This window comes from Pseudomonas abietaniphila (genome assembly GCF_039697315.1).
Classification (GTDB): Bacteria; Pseudomonadota; Gammaproteobacteria; order Pseudomonadales; family Pseudomonadaceae; genus Aquipseudomonas; species Aquipseudomonas abietaniphila_B.
This window is the reverse complement of the sequence record NZ_CP155619.1, coordinates 2,859,074-2,873,781: the sequence shown is the minus strand read 5'-3', so window position 1 is coordinate 2,873,781 and position 14,708 is coordinate 2,859,074. Positions and strand designations below refer to the sequence as shown.

12 protein-coding genes are annotated in these 14,708 nt (G+C 59.4%); 2 read left to right on the top strand and 10 right to left on the bottom strand.

The features are described from left to right. Position 1 precedes the first annotated feature (1 nt). The 9 genes from ABDX87_RS12795 to ABDX87_RS12755 all read right to left on the bottom strand — a co-directional run bounded on the left by ABDX87_RS12795 (position 2) and on the right by ABDX87_RS12755 (position 10,183). A complete protein-coding gene (locus tag ABDX87_RS12795; protein WP_346833165.1) occupies positions 2-796 on the bottom strand; it encodes a MetQ/NlpA family ABC transporter substrate-binding protein in 795 nt (264 codons plus the stop codon). Between the two features lie 160 nt (positions 797-956). After that, on the bottom strand, positions 957-2,342 hold the full coding sequence (locus ABDX87_RS12790; RefSeq protein WP_346833164.1) for an LLM class flavin-dependent oxidoreductase: 1,386 nt from the start codon (positions 2,340-2,342) through the stop codon (positions 957-959). Beyond that, positions 2,342-3,547, bottom strand: a complete 1,206-nt coding sequence (locus ABDX87_RS12785; RefSeq protein ID WP_346833503.1) for an SfnB family sulfur acquisition oxidoreductase — start codon at positions 3,545-3,547, stop codon at positions 2,342-2,344. The genes ABDX87_RS12790 and ABDX87_RS12785 overlap by 1 nt, the downstream gene beginning before the upstream one ends. A 37-nt stretch (positions 3,548-3,584) precedes the next feature. After that, positions 3,585-4,826 (bottom strand): SfnB family sulfur acquisition oxidoreductase, encoded by a 1,242-nt coding sequence (locus tag ABDX87_RS12780; protein ID WP_346833163.1) that lies wholly within the window; start codon positions 4,824-4,826, stop codon positions 3,585-3,587. A gap of 477 nt (positions 4,827-5,303) precedes the next feature. Next, complete coding sequence (locus ABDX87_RS12775) at positions 5,304-6,038, bottom strand: hypothetical protein (protein ID WP_346833162.1); 735 nt, start codon at positions 6,036-6,038, stop codon at positions 5,304-5,306. Positions 6,039-6,606: 568 nt separating this feature from the next. After that, on the bottom strand, positions 6,607-7,350 hold the full coding sequence (gene tcyN, locus ABDX87_RS12770; RefSeq protein ID WP_346833161.1) for an L-cystine ABC transporter ATP-binding protein TcyN: 744 nt from the start codon (positions 7,348-7,350) through the stop codon (positions 6,607-6,609). A gap of 3 nt (positions 7,351-7,353) precedes the next feature. Beyond that, positions 7,354-8,022, bottom strand: a complete 669-nt coding sequence (gene tcyL / locus ABDX87_RS12765) for a cystine ABC transporter permease (protein ID WP_346833160.1) — start codon at positions 8,020-8,022, stop codon at positions 7,354-7,356. Beyond that, positions 8,019-8,816: a cystine ABC transporter substrate-binding protein gene (gene tcyJ, locus ABDX87_RS12760; RefSeq protein ID WP_346833159.1), complete on the bottom strand. Its 798-nt coding sequence runs from the start codon at positions 8,814-8,816 to the stop codon at positions 8,019-8,021. Before tcyJ ends, tcyL begins: the two co-directional genes overlap by 4 nt. A gap of 365 nt (positions 8,817-9,181) precedes the next feature. After that, positions 9,182-10,183 carry a D-cysteine desulfhydrase gene (locus tag ABDX87_RS12755; protein ID WP_346833158.1) on the bottom strand — a complete coding sequence of 334 codons (1,002 nt, stop codon included), beginning with the start codon at positions 10,181-10,183 and terminating at the stop codon, positions 9,182-9,184. A gap of 217 nt (positions 10,184-10,400) precedes the next feature. Between ABDX87_RS12755 and epsC the strand changes: the two genes are divergently transcribed. Both epsC and betT read left to right on the top strand, forming a co-directional pair. After that, entirely contained in the window at positions 10,401-11,345 is a 945-nt protein-coding gene (epsC, locus tag ABDX87_RS12750) for a serine O-acetyltransferase EpsC (RefSeq protein ID WP_074752534.1), read from the top strand. A 464-nt stretch (positions 11,346-11,809) separates the two neighbouring features. Next, on the top strand, positions 11,810-13,765 hold the full coding sequence (betT, locus tag ABDX87_RS12745) for a choline transporter BetT (protein WP_431061232.1): 1,956 nt from the start codon (positions 11,810-11,812) through the stop codon (positions 13,763-13,765). A 15-nt stretch (positions 13,766-13,780) separates the two neighbouring features. On the opposite strand, the gene ABDX87_RS12740 is transcribed toward betT, so the two are convergent. After that, positions 13,781-14,611, bottom strand: a complete 831-nt coding sequence (locus tag ABDX87_RS12740; protein ID WP_346833156.1) for a LysR family transcriptional regulator — start codon at positions 14,609-14,611, stop codon at positions 13,781-13,783. Positions 14,612-14,708: the final 97 nt, after the last annotated feature.

The following is a 14,708-nucleotide window of genomic DNA, read 5'->3' as shown; positions in this document are numbered from 1 at the left end:
GTCAGTTCTTCCAGCCGACCTGATACAGCGAGCCGTTCACCTTGTCCAGCGAAGCGCGCACCACCGGCGAGTGTTGGTAGATGTCGATGAATTTGGCCAGACGCGGGTCGTTCTTGTGGTCTGGCTTGATCACGAACTGGATGACGTATTCAGGGTGATCAAGGCCGTCAAAGAGAATCGCCGAGCCGGCGTCGAAGGTTTTCGCCAGGCGGATGTAGGCGGGGTAGCCCTGGACCAGGTCGGCGTCGTCATAGGCACGCACCAGTTGCACGGCTTCGACCTGAATCAGTTTGAGCTTTTTCGGGTTACTGGTGATGTCGTCTTCGGTCGCCTTGTAGCCCACGCCGGGTTTGAGGGTGATCAGGCCCGCCTTGGCGAGCAGCTGCAGACCCCGCCCGCTGTTGATCGGGTCGTTGGCGATGGCCACGCTGGCGCCGGTCGGCAATTCATCGAAGCTTTTGTACTTCTTCGAGTACAGCCCGACGTTGTTGATGATGCCAGGCGCATAAGGAACGAGATCGAAGCCCGAGGCGGCCTTGGCGTTTTCCAGAAACGGAATGTGCTGGAAGTAATTCACATCAATGTCGCCCGCATTGAGGCTGACGTTGGGTGCGATCCAGTCGGTGAACTCCACCAGTTCGACCTTCAGGCCTTGCTTGTCAGCCTCGGCCACGGCGGCTTCCAGCGGAATGGCGAAAGCGGCGGTGGTGCCGACTTTCAGCGGTTGGTCGGCGGCGTGTGCGAGGCTGGTGAACAGGCCGAGGGAGAGGGCCAGGGTTAGAAGCGTTTTGCTCATGAGTTGTTATCCGGTGTCAGTGTCTGGTTTGAATGCTGTGAATTGACACGATCTCTGTGGGAGCGAATTCATTCGCGAAGAATTCGTCAGGCGACCCACATGCATCGCCTGACCTCGTGTCTCGCGAATGAATTCGCTCCCACAGGTTTATTGATCGTCGTTAAATCGCTGGCTTATCGTCGAGCGTGTTCGCACTCCTGAACCGCGCCCCCGTGTGTCGCTCCGGCAGCTTCGGTCCGCCCTCGGCGAACAACTTCTCGCGCAACGTTCCGTGCTCGTACGCGGTCTTGTACGACCCGCGCTTCTGCAACTCGGGAATCACAAGATCGATGAAATCTTCGTAGCTCTCGGGCGTGACGATCCGGGTCAGGTTGAAGCCGTCCAAGCCGGTTTCGGCAATCCAGGACTCCAGCTCGTCGGCGACCTGTTCGGGCGAACCGATGACGGTGATGTAACGACCGCCCAGTGCGTGCTGATCGAGCAGTTTCTGCCGTGTCCAGTCGTTGTTTTTGAGGATTTTCGTCGCCGATTGAATCGCGTTGCCTTTGACGTGCTGAATGGGTTCGTCGAGTTCATAGTCGGCGAAGTCGATTCCGGTCGACGCCGAAAAGTGCGCCAGCCCGGCCTCGGCGCTGGCGTACTTCAGGTACTCCGCGTGTTTGGCGCGAGCCGCTTGCTCGGTGGGGCCGACGATGACGTTCAGGCCCATGAACACCTTGATGTCATCCGGGTTGCGACCCGCCGCGACAGCGCTGGCGCGGACCTTGTCCACCTGCTCGCGGGTCGCGGGTTTGTTCTGTCCGCTGATGAACACGCATTCGGCGTTATTGCCCGCGAACTGCAAGCCCCGGTCGGAGCTGCCGGCCTGGAACAACACCGGCGTGCGTTGTGGGGAGGGTTCGCACAGGTGATAGCCCTCGACCTGGTAAAACTCGCCGCTATGGCGCACGTAATGCACTTTCTCGGGTTGGGCATACACGCGGGCCTGGCGGTCCTCGATCACCGCATCGTCTTCCCAGCTGCCCTCCCAGAGCTTGTAGAGCACCTCCAGGTATTCATCCGCCTGATCGTATCGGCGGTAGTGCTCAATCTGTTCCTTGAGGCCCATGGCCTTGGCGGCGCTGTCCAGATAACCGGTGACAATGTTCCAGCCCACGCGGCCGCGCGTGAGGTGATCCAGCGTCGACATGCGTCGGGCGAACAGATAGGGCGCTTCGTACGTGAGGTTGGCGGTCAGTCCGAACCCGAGGTTTTTCGTGACCGCCGCCATGGCCGACACCAGCAGCAGCGGGTCATTGACCGGCAGTTGAATCGACTCTCGCAGCGGGACATCGACCGACTGTTGATAGACGTCGTAAACACCGACGATGTCGGCGATGAACAGCCCGTCGAATAAACCGCGCTCAAGCAGTTGCGCCAGACTCGTCCAGTACTCGACCGTCTTGTACTGGGTCGAGGTGTCTCGCGGATGCGTCCAGAAGCCGTGATTGATGTGGCCGATGCAGTTCATGTTGAACGCATTGAGCAGGATTTTTTTCTGGCTCATCAGATCGTTCCCCGGCGCGGCGGGTTGACGTCGTTGAGGTAGAAATTGCCGATGGCGTGGTACTTCCAGCGTACGGGGTCGTGCAACGTGTGCACCCGTGCATTGCGCCAGTGGCGGTCCAGGCCGTGTTCGGCCAGCGTCGCCTGTGAGCCAGCCAGTTCGAACAGCGTGCTGCTGGCGGCTAGTGAGATATCCGTGCTGATGGCACGGGCTTCGGCGACCGCAATCGAGGCTTCGGCCAGGTTGTTCGCCGTGGTCTCGACCTGGGCGCGATCCAGGTATTCACCTGCGCGCTCAAGCAACGCTTCGGCCGCGTGCAGGCGAATGGCGAGCTTGCCAAAGCTGTGCAGCGTCAGGGGATCATCAACGGCTTTTTCGATGCCGGAATCGATCCACGGCCGAGTACGTGTGCGCACGAAATGCAATGCGTCTTCGTAGGCTGCGCGAGCGATGCCGGTGTCGATGGCCGCATGAAGAATCTGGGCCAGCGGGCCGACCGTCGTCGGACGCTCGAAGGCCGTTTGAAAGGGGACCACGTCCTCGGCGTTTACGTAGACGTTATCGAACACCACTGAGCCGCTGCCGGTGGTGCGTTGACCGAAACCACTCCAGTCGTCGACCACGTTCAGCCCCTCCGCGTTGGCCGGGACGAACGCCAGTTGTTGAATGCCGTCCTCGTCGATCACGGACGTCGGAATACGCTGGGCATACAGCGCGCCGGTTGAGTAGAACTTGCGCCCGTTGATGCGCCAGCCTTTACCGTCACGGCTCAGGCGTGTGGTGCGGTCATGGGCGGTCTTGGTGCCCAGTTCAGCCAATGCGTTGCCGAATCGCTGGCCCGCGAGCACCTCGGCGTAGAGGCGTTTTTGTTGCTCGGGCCTGCCGTTCACGCGCAGCACTTCGAGGGCATAAAAATGATTCTGTGGGATCTGTCCCAGCGAGCCGTCAGCTGCCGAGATGAGACGAATGACTTCGGCCAGCGTGACGCTGGAAACGCCTGCGCCACCGAAGGCTTTCGGTACGCTGATGCCCCACAGGCCCGAGCGGGAAAACTGCTCCAGTTCGAGGTGTGGCAGTCGACGTTCGCGATCACGCACTGCACTGTGTTGTTTGAACTGTTCGGCCTGCGACCGGGCGACAGCCAAGGCTTCGACGTCGTCCCGAATGACCGCGATTGCGGTGGCCGCCTGTGTGTCACGCGGCATGGTTTGAATGCTCATAAGTGTGTTTCCAGTGGTCTGGTCAGATCCAGGAGTGACGGGCAGGCAGAGTGCCGTTGAGGTGCCAGGCGCCGACGGCGTGGACCTTCCAGCGCACGGGGTCGTGAAGGGTATGAACCCGCGCATTGCGCCAGTGGCGATCAAGATTGAATTCGGCGAGGGTGGCCCGACTGCCAGACAGTTCGAACAGCTTCTCGCTGGCGTGCAAAGCGATGTCGGTGGTCAACACCTTGGCCTCGGCCACCACGATAGATGCACGCGCTGCCGACTGCGCATCGATAGGCGCTGCAGCGATTTCGTCCAGCACACGACCGGCCTTATGCAGCAATGCCTCGGCGGCGTGCAGCTCCAGCTTCAGCTTGCCGATGTCAGCAATCACATAAGGGTCATCGCTGGCGCGTTCGACGTTGGCCTCGATCCACGGACGAGCGCGTTCGCGGACGAAGCGGACGGTTTCGTCGATGGCTTCCCGGGCAATCCCTGCGTCGATGGCCGCCTGAATCAGCTGGGAAACTGCGCCCTGAATGTTGGGTGACAGGCCGAGTTTCCAGTTTTCAACGACCTGGTCACTGCTCACGCGCACGTTTTCCAGCAGCACGCTGCCGCTGGCCGTGGTGCGTTGGCCGAATCCTGACCAGTCATCGATGATGTGCAAGCCAGGCGTGCCACGCGGCACGAAGACCAAGACCTGATTGCCGTCGTCGTTGATTGCCTTGACCGCGACCCAATGCGCGAAGAGTGCGCCGGTTGAGTAGAATTTCCGGCCGTTGAGCAAAAAGTGATCACCGTCGGCGGTGAGGCGGGTTTTCACATCAAGGGTGTTTTTGGTGCCGCGTTCCGGGCCGCCATTGCCAATGCGCGCGCCGTTGAGAACGCTCTCGAACAGCACCTTCAATTGCGCGTCGCTGGCACTGCCGATCAGTGAATTGAGAATGCCAAAGTGGTTCTGCGGGATCTGTCCGACCGCGGGATCCGCCGCTGAGAGAATGGCGAACACTTTGGCGACAGTGACGAACGATACCTGCGGACCGCCGTAGGCGCGCGGGATCGAAATGCTGCCCAGGCCGCTGCGGGTAAACCGCTCGATTTCGGCCCACGGCAGCTGCCGTTCGCGATCGCGCGTCGCGGCATTCACGCGCACGAGGGCGGCGAGTTCCTGCGCGGCGGCAAGCGCTTCGGCATCGTTACGCAGAACGGTAGCGGGTAGCAGTGGAGGAGCAATGTCCAGGGTGTGCTGGACAGACAGGGCGCTCAGTTCAGTCATGATGGTGACCTGCGCGAGCGAGAGCACGGGGATAGGGGTGCTTGACCATTCGAACCTCGAATCAAAACCGCAATGGCGGCAGACAAACTAACGATGGTCCGGTGGTCCGGTGTATATACCCTAAGCGTGTATAAAAATTAAATAAACTTCCATTTAGGAATAAGCATAGAAGCCTGAAGACGGATTCAATGGCCGTTCACGCGGCTTGCGCGTAAGCCAGGCATGAACTGAAAACCAGCATGAGGATCACGTATTTGACGACAGGTCTGCGGTGCATGACGAACGCCTCCTGAAGGGTTTTCCCGAGGCTAGCAGCCTTGTTTTCCCTCTACTTGGGCTGATCTGTAGGATCAGTTGCTCGATGTTGTGGGAGTTTTCCGTTCCGCTTCGCGTCTGTGAAACGCCACACGTTTTCCGGCGAGCGGCGAGTCGCGGCCCATGCACCGGAACCGCGACGCCGCCGTTTGAAGCGGTGCCTCAATCGTCAGGAATGTCCGAGTCGTCTGTACACTCCTTGATTGATCGAGCAGGCGCCCATCGTGAGTTGTTGCCCACACGATCGATGACGCAGTAGGTGATCTCTTGGTGCACGTCGTCTTCTGCTTCGCTGATTAAAGTGGCGGGTACGTGAACGGTGAGTTCGTGGCCCACCTCGCTCTCAGTGAGTGCAGGCAAATCCATCCGCATGTCACCCCAGCGCAAAGTGATCTCGTCATGAACCTCCATATTCAGATAAGGCTCCAGGATGATATCCACCCCCTTTTTGAACTGCTCCGGGGCCAGGCCGAGGCACAGGGTGGCGTCTGCAAACCTCACCGGTGCCAATCCCTGATTCTCCTCGCCGTCAGGGCTGACCAAATGACCGCCAGGAGTCTCCAGTTTGACCCAGAGCTTGTGACACGGCGATTTCACGGGCTCCTCGCCTATTTTGGTGACCGTGTAATAGGTCTTTACCTTCCCGCTTCGCAGGAAACTCTCCGGCACATGTAGGACGGATGTGTGACCGATGTCAGACGCCGTAAGAAGTGTTGACGCAACGTAACAGTCTCCCCAGAACAGCTCGATAAGGTCGCCGCACTCCATTTCGGGATAGGGATTAATATGTACCAACAGGTTGGACGCTGCCAGAGCACCGATACCTTGTTTGTTCGACTGAGGCAGGCAGGGGGCCAGAAGCGTGATGGGCGTGTAGCTGACTGGGGTCTGGATCATCTTTGAATACTCATTGAATGTGAAACCTGAATAAGGCGTGCCGCGATGTCTGTCATCGCAATAGCCACTTGAAATCGATGCGATTAGTACACGCCCGATGCACGGTGTTGGCAAACATTACAAACGGATCCAAATTCGGGCTTGTTATTTGTTCAAGAGCGCTATGTAAGTTGCTATCGAGGTAATTGTGTTGCTGCATTTATGTCAACGATAAAAAAGGCGTAACTGCTTGTGAACTGGAGAAAAGGACATTTCTTACGGAAATGTCCTGTCAATCAGTGGGCGGTGATGGGACGCCGTCCTACACGGAGCGGGCAGCTCTGTCGGCATGTAGGACCCATATGCGTCATGGCACTCATCAGCGTTGTTGCTGATGGAATGGCGGGGTGTTACATGAACTTTGAAGAGGGTGTTACTCGCCATGCCCAACATTAAAGTTTTGAATAAGATGCGAGCGGTGGCAGGTGTGTATTCAGAGGGAGTTTGGATGAGTGGATAGTTTTCTAAATATTGTGGGCAAAGAAAACGGCGCTTGATAGCGCCGTCTTTTTATACGTGTGATGTAGGACTAATTCCTGCTGCGTTCCAGAAACTGCCGGGTTCGTTCTTCTTTCGGGTTCGCAAACAACGCTTTGGCCTCGCCCTGTTCGACGATGACGCCTTTGTCGATGAAGACCACCCGGTTAGCGACGTCGCGCGCGAAGCTCATTTCGTGCGTGACGATGACCATCGTGCGGTTTTCCTCGGCCAACGCCCGAATAGCACTGAGCACTTCGCCCACCAGCTCCGGGTCCAGCGCCGAGGTGGGCTCGTCGAACAGAATCACTTCAGGCTCCATCGCCAGGGCTCTTGCGATGGCCACACGCTGTTGCTGCCCGCCGGAGAGACGACGCGGGTACGCATCTTCCTTGCCCGCCAGACCGACCTTGGCCAACAAGGTGCGCCCAAGCTCGACTGCCTGCTCGCGGGGCATCTTCTTGACCACGATCGGCCCTTCGATGACGTTTTCAAGCGCAGTGCGATGGGGGAACAGGTTGAAGTTCTGGAACACGAAGCCCACGTGCTGGCGCAGTTGGCGAATGAGGCCTTGCTGCTGACTTAGCGGGCGGCTGCCGTCGATCTTGATGTCACCCACGACGATGGTGCCGCTGGTGGGTTGTTCCAGGTAATTGAGGCAGCGCAGAAAGGTCGTCTTGCCCGATCCGCTGGGGCCGATGATGGCGACCACTTCGCCGGGCTCCACTTTCAGATCGATGCCCTTGAGGACCTGGTTGCCCTTGAATTCCTTGGTCAGTTTTTCAACGGTGATCATGCCTCAAGACTCCACGTCGTGGCGGTTGGCCCGTGCTTCCAGACGGTTCTGAACGTGCGCGAGTACCGTGCACAACACCCAGTAGATCACCGCGACGGTGAGATACATGGTGAAGACCTCAAGTGTTCTCGAGGAAATCAACTGCGCCTGGCGAAACACCTCCGGTACCTGGATGGTGGCGGCCATGGCGGTGTCCTTGACCAGCGAAATGAAGCTGTTGCCCAGCGGTGGCAGGGCGGTGCGTGCGGCTTGCGGCAGGATCGCGCGGCGCATGGTCTGCGCGCGGGTCATGCCGATACTCGCGGCCGCTTCCCACTGCCCCCTGTCCACGGCACCAATCGCTGCGCGCAGGATCTCGCAGGCGTAGGCGGCCATGTTCAGCGACAAACCGATGAGCGCCGCACTGATGGCATCCAGTTCGATGCCGAGGTCAGGCAGGCCGTAATAAATCATGAAGAGCTGAACCAGCAGGGGCGTGCCGCGAAAGAACGACACGTAAACCCTGGCGATGGCGCTGATGATCCAGACCTTCGACAAACGCATCAGTGCCAGGCCGAAGCCCAGCACCAATCCGAAAAACATCGATCCGAGACTCAGACCCACCGTGTAATACGCGCCCTTGAGCAGAAAGGGCGCGGAGTCCAGCGCGAGCTGTAGGCTCTCTGGAATCATTTGGTCACGTCAGCCTTGAAGTACTTTTGCGACAGCTTGGCGAGCGTGCCGTCGGCGCGCAGTTTGTCGATGGCCTTGTTGATCGCGTCCAGCAGTTCAGGCTCGCCCTTGCGCAGTGCGATACCGGCTTCCTGACGGGAGAACGGTTCGCCGGAAACGGCCAGCTTGTCCTTGGTCTTGGCGACCAGTTCCAGTGCGGCCAGACGGTCGACCAGAATGGCGTCGATGCGGCCTACACGCAGGTCCTGGTATTTGGTCGGATCATCGTCATAGGTTTTGACGATGGCGTCCGGAACGTTGGCCTTCAGCCATTCTTCGTAGTTGGTGCCCAGGCCTACTCCGACTTTCTTGCCTTTCAGATCAGCAGCGGTCTTGATGACGCCTGCGTCCTTGGTTTGCACCAACGCTTGAATGCCCGACACGGTGTAGGGTTCGGAGAAGTCATACTTCTTCTTGCGCTCGTCGGAGATGGTGACCTGGTTGATCACGACGTCCAGACGCTTGGATTCCAGAGCGGCCAGAATGCCTGCCCATGGAGTCGCGCTCAGCTTGACCTTGACGCCCAGTTCCTTGGCCAGCGCCTCGGAGAACTCGACTTCGAAACCGGTCAGCTTGCCGTCTTCGCCAACGAAGCTGAACGGTGGGTAAGTGCCTTCCAGGCCGACGTTGAGGGTGCCGTTCTTTTTGATGGTTGCCAGTTGCTCGCCAGCGACGGCTTGGGTCACCAGACCGGTGCCCAGCACCAGGCTGAATGCCGACAGCAGGAAGGTGCGGCGGATTGCAGACATGTTCATGTGAGTCCCCTGTTTTAATTGGAATGTCAGGCAAGCTTCAGACCTGACGAAGCTACTGTGGCACCGCGCTTTTATCCAGCTTTTTCAGTGCTCTGCCGGGTATTGATGCGGTGGTTCGGCGCGATCATAGAAGCAGTCGTTTAGGATTAAAAATAATTAAAAACGAATCGCTTATTTGTTTTATGCATATAGAAGTCACGCGCCGCCCATCGACCTGTAGGAGCGTGGCTCGTCCCGCGATCTGGCGGGCACCGGCAGCAGTTTCAAATATCTCGGTGCGTCAGATGTAACAAGTGGTCTGCAATTGCGACTGCTGCGCAGTCGATCGCGGGACAAGCCACGCTCCTACAGGAGCGTAGTGTGGCTCATTGGCCCGAGAAAACGTCCGGGTACGCAAACAACGCAGGCGCACCGCCGGTGTGCAGAAAGATGATCGGACCGTCGTCGAAGCGCTGCCGACCGATACCGTCCAGCAGACCGGCCATGGCTTTGCCGGTGTAGACCGGATCCAGCAGCAGACCTTCCTGACTCGCCACCAGCTTGATTGCCGACAGCGTGCCTGCGTTGGGCTCACCATAGCGAGGGCCGTAATACTCATCCCACAGCTGGACCTTGAAGGCAGAAGGCATCGGTTCGCCCAGCAGTTCGGCGGTGCGCTCGGCCAGTCCCTGAACCTTGGGTGCCTGGGTTTCTTCCGGGCGAGACACGGTGACGCCAATGACAGGCAATTGCGGCAGGGCTTCTGCCAGCGCCAGGCCCAGGCCGCTGTGAGTCCCGGCGCTACCGGAGGCCAGCACCACCGCGGCGAACTCGACGCCGCTGTATTGAATCTGTTTGGCGAGTTCGAAGCCGGCACGGACATAGCCCAGCGCACCGATGGGGCTGGATCCGCCAATGGGCACCAGATACGGTTTCTTGCCGCTGTTGCGCAAGCGCGCCGCGAGCGCCTGCAACTGCTCATCAGCGTTGTCCAGGTTCTCGACGAGTTCGACTTTGGCGTCGAACAAGTCCAGCAGCAGCCGGTTTCCGTTGCCCAGGTAATTGCTGTCTTCGGTGGCGATGGGGTTTTCCAGCAAGGCGACGCAACTCAGGCCCAGTTTTGCGGCCAGCGCGGCCGTTTGACGGACATGGTTGGACTGAATCGCGCCCGCCGTGATCAGCGTGTCGGCGCCCTGCGCCAGTGCGTCTGCCGCCAGATATTCCAGCTTGCGCAGTTTATTGCCGCCCATGGCCAATGGCGTGATGTCGTCGCGCTTCACATAAATGTCGCGTCCGGCCCAGGCCGACAGGCGTTCGAGCTTCTCCAGAGGGGTGGGAGCGCCGAGCAGTTCGAGGCGGTCAAAACGGTCGAGCTGTTGTTTGATCATGGTGATGTCTGTAGGTCTCAAAGTGAGTCGCTGGACTATAGGCAGACGACACCTACAGGGCAACCTGACGATTTCCTTCAGCCCTTAGGCAAAAGCCTCACTAAAATTGTTATTTTTTTGCTCCAAATGTTTGCCGTACAGTGGCTCAACCTTCGGCCATGTCCAGCCTGACGAGCCGTCGAATTGAGGAGAAACCTGCGTGAGCACTATTCCCGAATTGTCTCCCGAGGCGTGTGCCCAGGGCGTGACCGGCCACTGGCAGTTGCAGCGGATTGTGGGTGAGCTGCGTGCTGCACGTGATGACTGGCGCACTCGCAACGGTCGCGTCAGTGGCGAAAAGGGCGGTCGTGAGTTGCCTTCCCGCGAAGCCCTTCGCGACATTCTCGAAGCGCTGAGTGGCGCGCTGTTTCCGATGCGCCTCGGTCCGGTGGACCTGCGTGAAGAGAGCGAGGACTTCTATGTCGGCCACACGCTGGACGTAGCGCTCAACTCGCTGTTGGCTCAGGCGCGACTGGAATTACGGTACGTCGCTCGTCAGCGTGGCGAGGATGCCAGTTGTGCCGATGTACACGCTGAGCGCCTGATTCAGGACTTCGCCAGCGCATTGCCGCAGATTCGCCGCATCCTCGACACCGACGTGTTGGCGGCCTATCACGGCGACCCGGCCGCGCGCAGCGTTGATGAAGTGCTGCTGTGCTACCCGGGGATTCTGGCGGTGATCCATCACCGTCTCGCTCACCACCTGTACAACAACGGCTTGCCGTTGCTGGCGCGGATCAGTTCGGAGCTGGCGCATTCGGCGACCGGCATCGACATCCATCCCGGCGCGAAGATCGGCCCGAGCTTCTTCATTGATCATGGAACCGGTGTGGTCATCGGCGAAACCGCAATCATCGGCGAGCGCGTGCGTATCTATCAGGCGGTGACGCTTGGCGCGAAACGCTTCCCGGCTGACGAAGACGGCCAATTGCAGAAAGGCCACGCGCGTCACCCGATTGTTGAGGATGACGTGGTGATCTATGCCGGCGCCACTATCCTGGGACGCATCATCATCGGCAAGGGCTCGACCATTGGCGGTAACGTCTGGCTGACCCGCGGCGTTCCTCCGGGGAGCAACGTCAACCAGGCGAACCTGCAGCATGATGACGGGAGTCAGAAGTAGGTTTTTGCGTCGTCTGAACTGACGTATCGCGAGCAAGCTCACTCCTACAGGCCCACCGTCGGCCGCAGGATGTGTAAACGGCTCGTTCCCTGTAGGAGTGAGCTTGCTCGCGATGCGTCAGTTCAGACGACGAATACGTTTCCGGATGTACCGCTCACCCGCGATCAGGCGCCCTCCCGCAATTTTAATCCGCGTCGCCATCACTCCTCCGGAACCCGCGGAACGAAAGGCTTTGGCAACACGTCCTACCCCCGCGTGAGCGAGCGTCCAGGCACCGGCAATTGGTCCTTTGCCCCCTTTCCGTGTTTTAATTGAACGTTCAATCAAGTTAAACCGGTGGTTCGCTGCCCGCTCGCATCAGGAGGCCTGCCCTTGCCGTATCGAATTTGCATGAATGTTTTTTCCGCCCGAGAGGCGGTATTTGTATGAGTATTCCAAGCGCTCAAAATAGCGCCCCCGTTCGCATGAACGCTCCCGTTTTCTATTTCGCCGCCAGCTTTCTCCTGATCTTTGGTGTTGTCGTCATCAGCTTTCCCCAAGCAGCTGGAGAGTGGCTTCTGGCCGCTCAAAACTGGGCTGCCAACACCGTTGGCTGGTACTACATGCTCGCCATGACGCTGTATCTGCTGTTTGTGGTGGTCACGGCCCTTTCGGGATACGGCAAGATCAAGCTCGGCGCGGATCATGACGAGCCCGAATTCAGCTACCTGTCATGGGCCGGCATGTTGTTCGCGGCCGGGATCAGCATCACGCTGTTCTTTTTCTGCGTCTCCGAACCGCTGACCCACCTCATGCAGCCGCCTCAAGGCGAGGGCGGTACGACTGAATCTGCGCGCCAGGCCATGCAGTTGCTGTTTCTGCACTGGGGCCTGCACGGTTGGGGCGTGTTCGCGTTCGTCGGCATGGCCCTGGCGTACTTCGCGTACCGCCACAACCTGCCGCTCGCGCTGCGTTCGGCGCTGTATCCGCTGATCGGCAAACGCATCAATGGCCCGATCGGGTATGCCGTGGACGGTTTCGGGATCATCGCAACCATTTTCGGTCTGGGTGCCGACATGGGGTTCGGCGTACTGCACCTGAATTCCGGGCTGGACTACCTGTTTGGCGTGCCGCACACCCAGTGGATTCAAGTGGGCCTGATCACATTGATGATGGGCGCGGCGATTCTGGTTGCGGTCGCCGGCGTCGACAAGGGCGTGCGCGTCATGTCGGACATCAACATGCTGCTGGCCTGCGCGCTGCTGCTGTTTGTGCTGTTCGCCGGGCCGACCCAGCACTTGCTCAATACACTGGTGCAGAACATCGGCGATTACCTCGGCGCGCTGCCATCCAAGAGTTTCGACGTCTATGCGTATAACGGTCCCAGCGACTGGCTGGGTGGCTGGACGGTGTTCTATTGGGCGTGGTGGATTGCCTGGTCGCCCTTCGTCGGGCTGTTCATCGCGCGTATCTCGCGCGGTCGGACCATCCGCGAGTTCGTCTGCGGCGTGCTGCTGATTCCCTTGGGCTTCACGCTGGCCTGGATGTCGATCTTCGGCAACAGCGCCATCGATCAAGTGCTCAACCACGGCATGACCGCGTTGGGGCAGGCGGCTATCGACGACCCGTCCATGGCGCTGTACCTGATGCTGCAGAGTTATCCCTGGAGCAAGACCGTCATCGCGGTCACCGTGTTCATCAGCTTTGTGTTCTTCGTGACCTCGGCGGATTCGGGCACTGTCGTGCTGTCCACGCTTTCCGCAAAAGGCGGCAGTCCGGATGAAGACGGTCCGAAGTGGTTGCGGGTGTTCTGGGGCGTGATGACGGCGTTGATTACCAGCGGTCTGCTGTTCTCCGGCAGCATCGATGCGCTGAAGTCGGCGGTGGTGCTGACGTCGTTGCCGTTTTCGCTGATCCTGCTGCTGATGATGTGGGGCCTGCACAAAGCGTTTTACATGGAGTCGCAACGCCAGATCGCGCAGCTGTATTCCCTGGCGCCGGTATCAGGCGCTCGGCGCGGCGGTTGGCGTCAACGTCTGAGTCAGGCGGTGCATTTCCCGTCGCGTGATGAGGTCTATCGGTTCCTGGATCAAACCGTACGTCCGGCCATCGAGGATGTTACTGCGGTGTTCGTGGAAAAAGGCCTGAGCGTGGTGACTCAACCTGATCCGGCCAATCACACGGTGGGCCTTGAAATCGGGCATGGCGAAGAGCGGCCGTTCATCTATCAGGTGACCATGCGTGGCTATTTCACGCCGTCCTTCGCCCGGGCCGGGATGGGCTCCAAGCAACTGAACAACCGCCGCTATTACCGTGCCGAGGTTCATCTGAGCGAAGGGAGTCAGGACTACGATCTGGTCGGCTACACCAAGGAGCAGGTCATCAACGACATCCTCGACCAGTACGAACGGCACATGCAGTTCTTGCATCTGGTGCGTTAGCGATCAAGCTCACGTCTACAGCGCGGTGTTTCCCTGCAGGTGCGCGTGCAGCAAACGCAATGCCGGGGTATCCAGGGCCTGCGCCGCGTAACACAGCCCGACCCGGCGATTGAGATTGGGGGTCTTCGCTGTTCGGGTGGTGACGCCTGAATGGTGACTGGCCATGGACTCAGGCAGCATCGCCAATCCCGCGCCCGCTGCCACCAGCCGCAGCGCCAGCGTGAACGTGCCGGCTGTCGCGGCCACGGAGGCGGAGCTGCGGTTGTACAGTTCCATCAGGCGCTGATGGGAAGGATGAGAGGGACAGGTGATCCATTGAACGTTGGCAAGGTCGGCCTCATCCAGTGCGGCCTCCTGTGCCAGTGGATGCTGGGCTGGGATCGCCAGCACAAACGGCTCCTCCCATAGCGGCAGAAACAGTTCGTCCTCGCAGCAATCCTCTTCCACCGAGAGCCGCGCATCGCCGCTGCACCCGTCCTGCAACGTGAGCAACAGATTCGGGACGACCTGATAAGCCAACGCCAGAAAAGCTTCGAGGTGGCTGGAGGCGATGTCACCTTCGACGCCGATGTCGAGTGCCAACCGATCGTTGCGTTGCCGAAACTGATTGCTCAGCGCATGGGCTTCGGCCAGCAATCGCCGAGCCTGTGGATAAAGCGTGCGTGCGTCATCCGTCACGTCCACTCCGCGGGGCAAGCGCTGGAACAACGTCGTGCCCAGTGCCTCTTCGAGCTGGCGAATGGTGACCGAAAGCGTCGGCTGGCTGGTAAACAGACGTTGCGCCGCCGACGTGATATTGCGCTCTTCAAAGACCGCGATGAACGCACTGAGTTGACGAATATCCATATCAGAAACCGATACCAGCGAGAGGAAATAAGCATTTTTCGGCAGCTGCCGAGGCTGAATATACTCGCTTTAACGCTTTGCTATCGGTTCTCTGTAT

What these genes read in the sequence shown, in the direction of transcription:
- ABDX87_RS12795 (WP_346833165.1), bottom strand. Translation starts at nt 796, where the DNA reads ATGAGCAAAACGCTTCTAACCCTGGCCCTCTCCCTCGGCCTGTTCACC.
- ABDX87_RS12790 (WP_346833164.1), bottom strand. Translation starts at nt 2,342, where the DNA reads ATGAGCCAGAAAAAAATCCTGCTCAATGCGTTCAACATGAACTGCATC.
- ABDX87_RS12785 (WP_346833503.1), bottom strand. Translation starts at nt 3,547, where the DNA reads ATGCCGCGTGACACACAGGCGGCCACCGCAATCGCGGTCATTCGGGAC.
- ABDX87_RS12780 (WP_346833163.1), bottom strand. Translation starts at nt 4,826, where the DNA reads ATGACTGAACTGAGCGCCCTGTCTGTCCAGCACACCCTGGACATTGCT.
- ABDX87_RS12775 (WP_346833162.1), bottom strand. Translation starts at nt 6,038, where the DNA reads ATGATCCAGACCCCAGTCAGCTACACGCCCATCACGCTTCTGGCCCCC.
- tcyN (WP_346833161.1), bottom strand. Translation starts at nt 7,350, where the DNA reads ATGATCACCGTTGAAAAACTGACCAAGGAATTCAAGGGCAACCAGGTC.
- tcyL (WP_346833160.1), bottom strand. Translation starts at nt 8,022, where the DNA reads ATGATTCCAGAGAGCCTACAGCTCGCGCTGGACTCCGCGCCCTTTCTG.
- tcyJ (WP_346833159.1), bottom strand. Translation starts at nt 8,816, where the DNA reads ATGAACATGTCTGCAATCCGCCGCACCTTCCTGCTGTCGGCATTCAGC.
- ABDX87_RS12755 (WP_346833158.1), bottom strand. Translation starts at nt 10,183, where the DNA reads ATGATCAAACAACAGCTCGACCGTTTTGACCGCCTCGAACTGCTCGGC.
- betT (WP_431061232.1), top strand. Translation starts at nt 11,810, where the DNA reads ATGAACGCTCCCGTTTTCTATTTCGCCGCCAGCTTTCTCCTGATCTTT.
- ABDX87_RS12740 (WP_346833156.1), bottom strand. Translation starts at nt 14,611, where the DNA reads ATGGATATTCGTCAACTCAGTGCGTTCATCGCGGTCTTTGAAGAGCGC.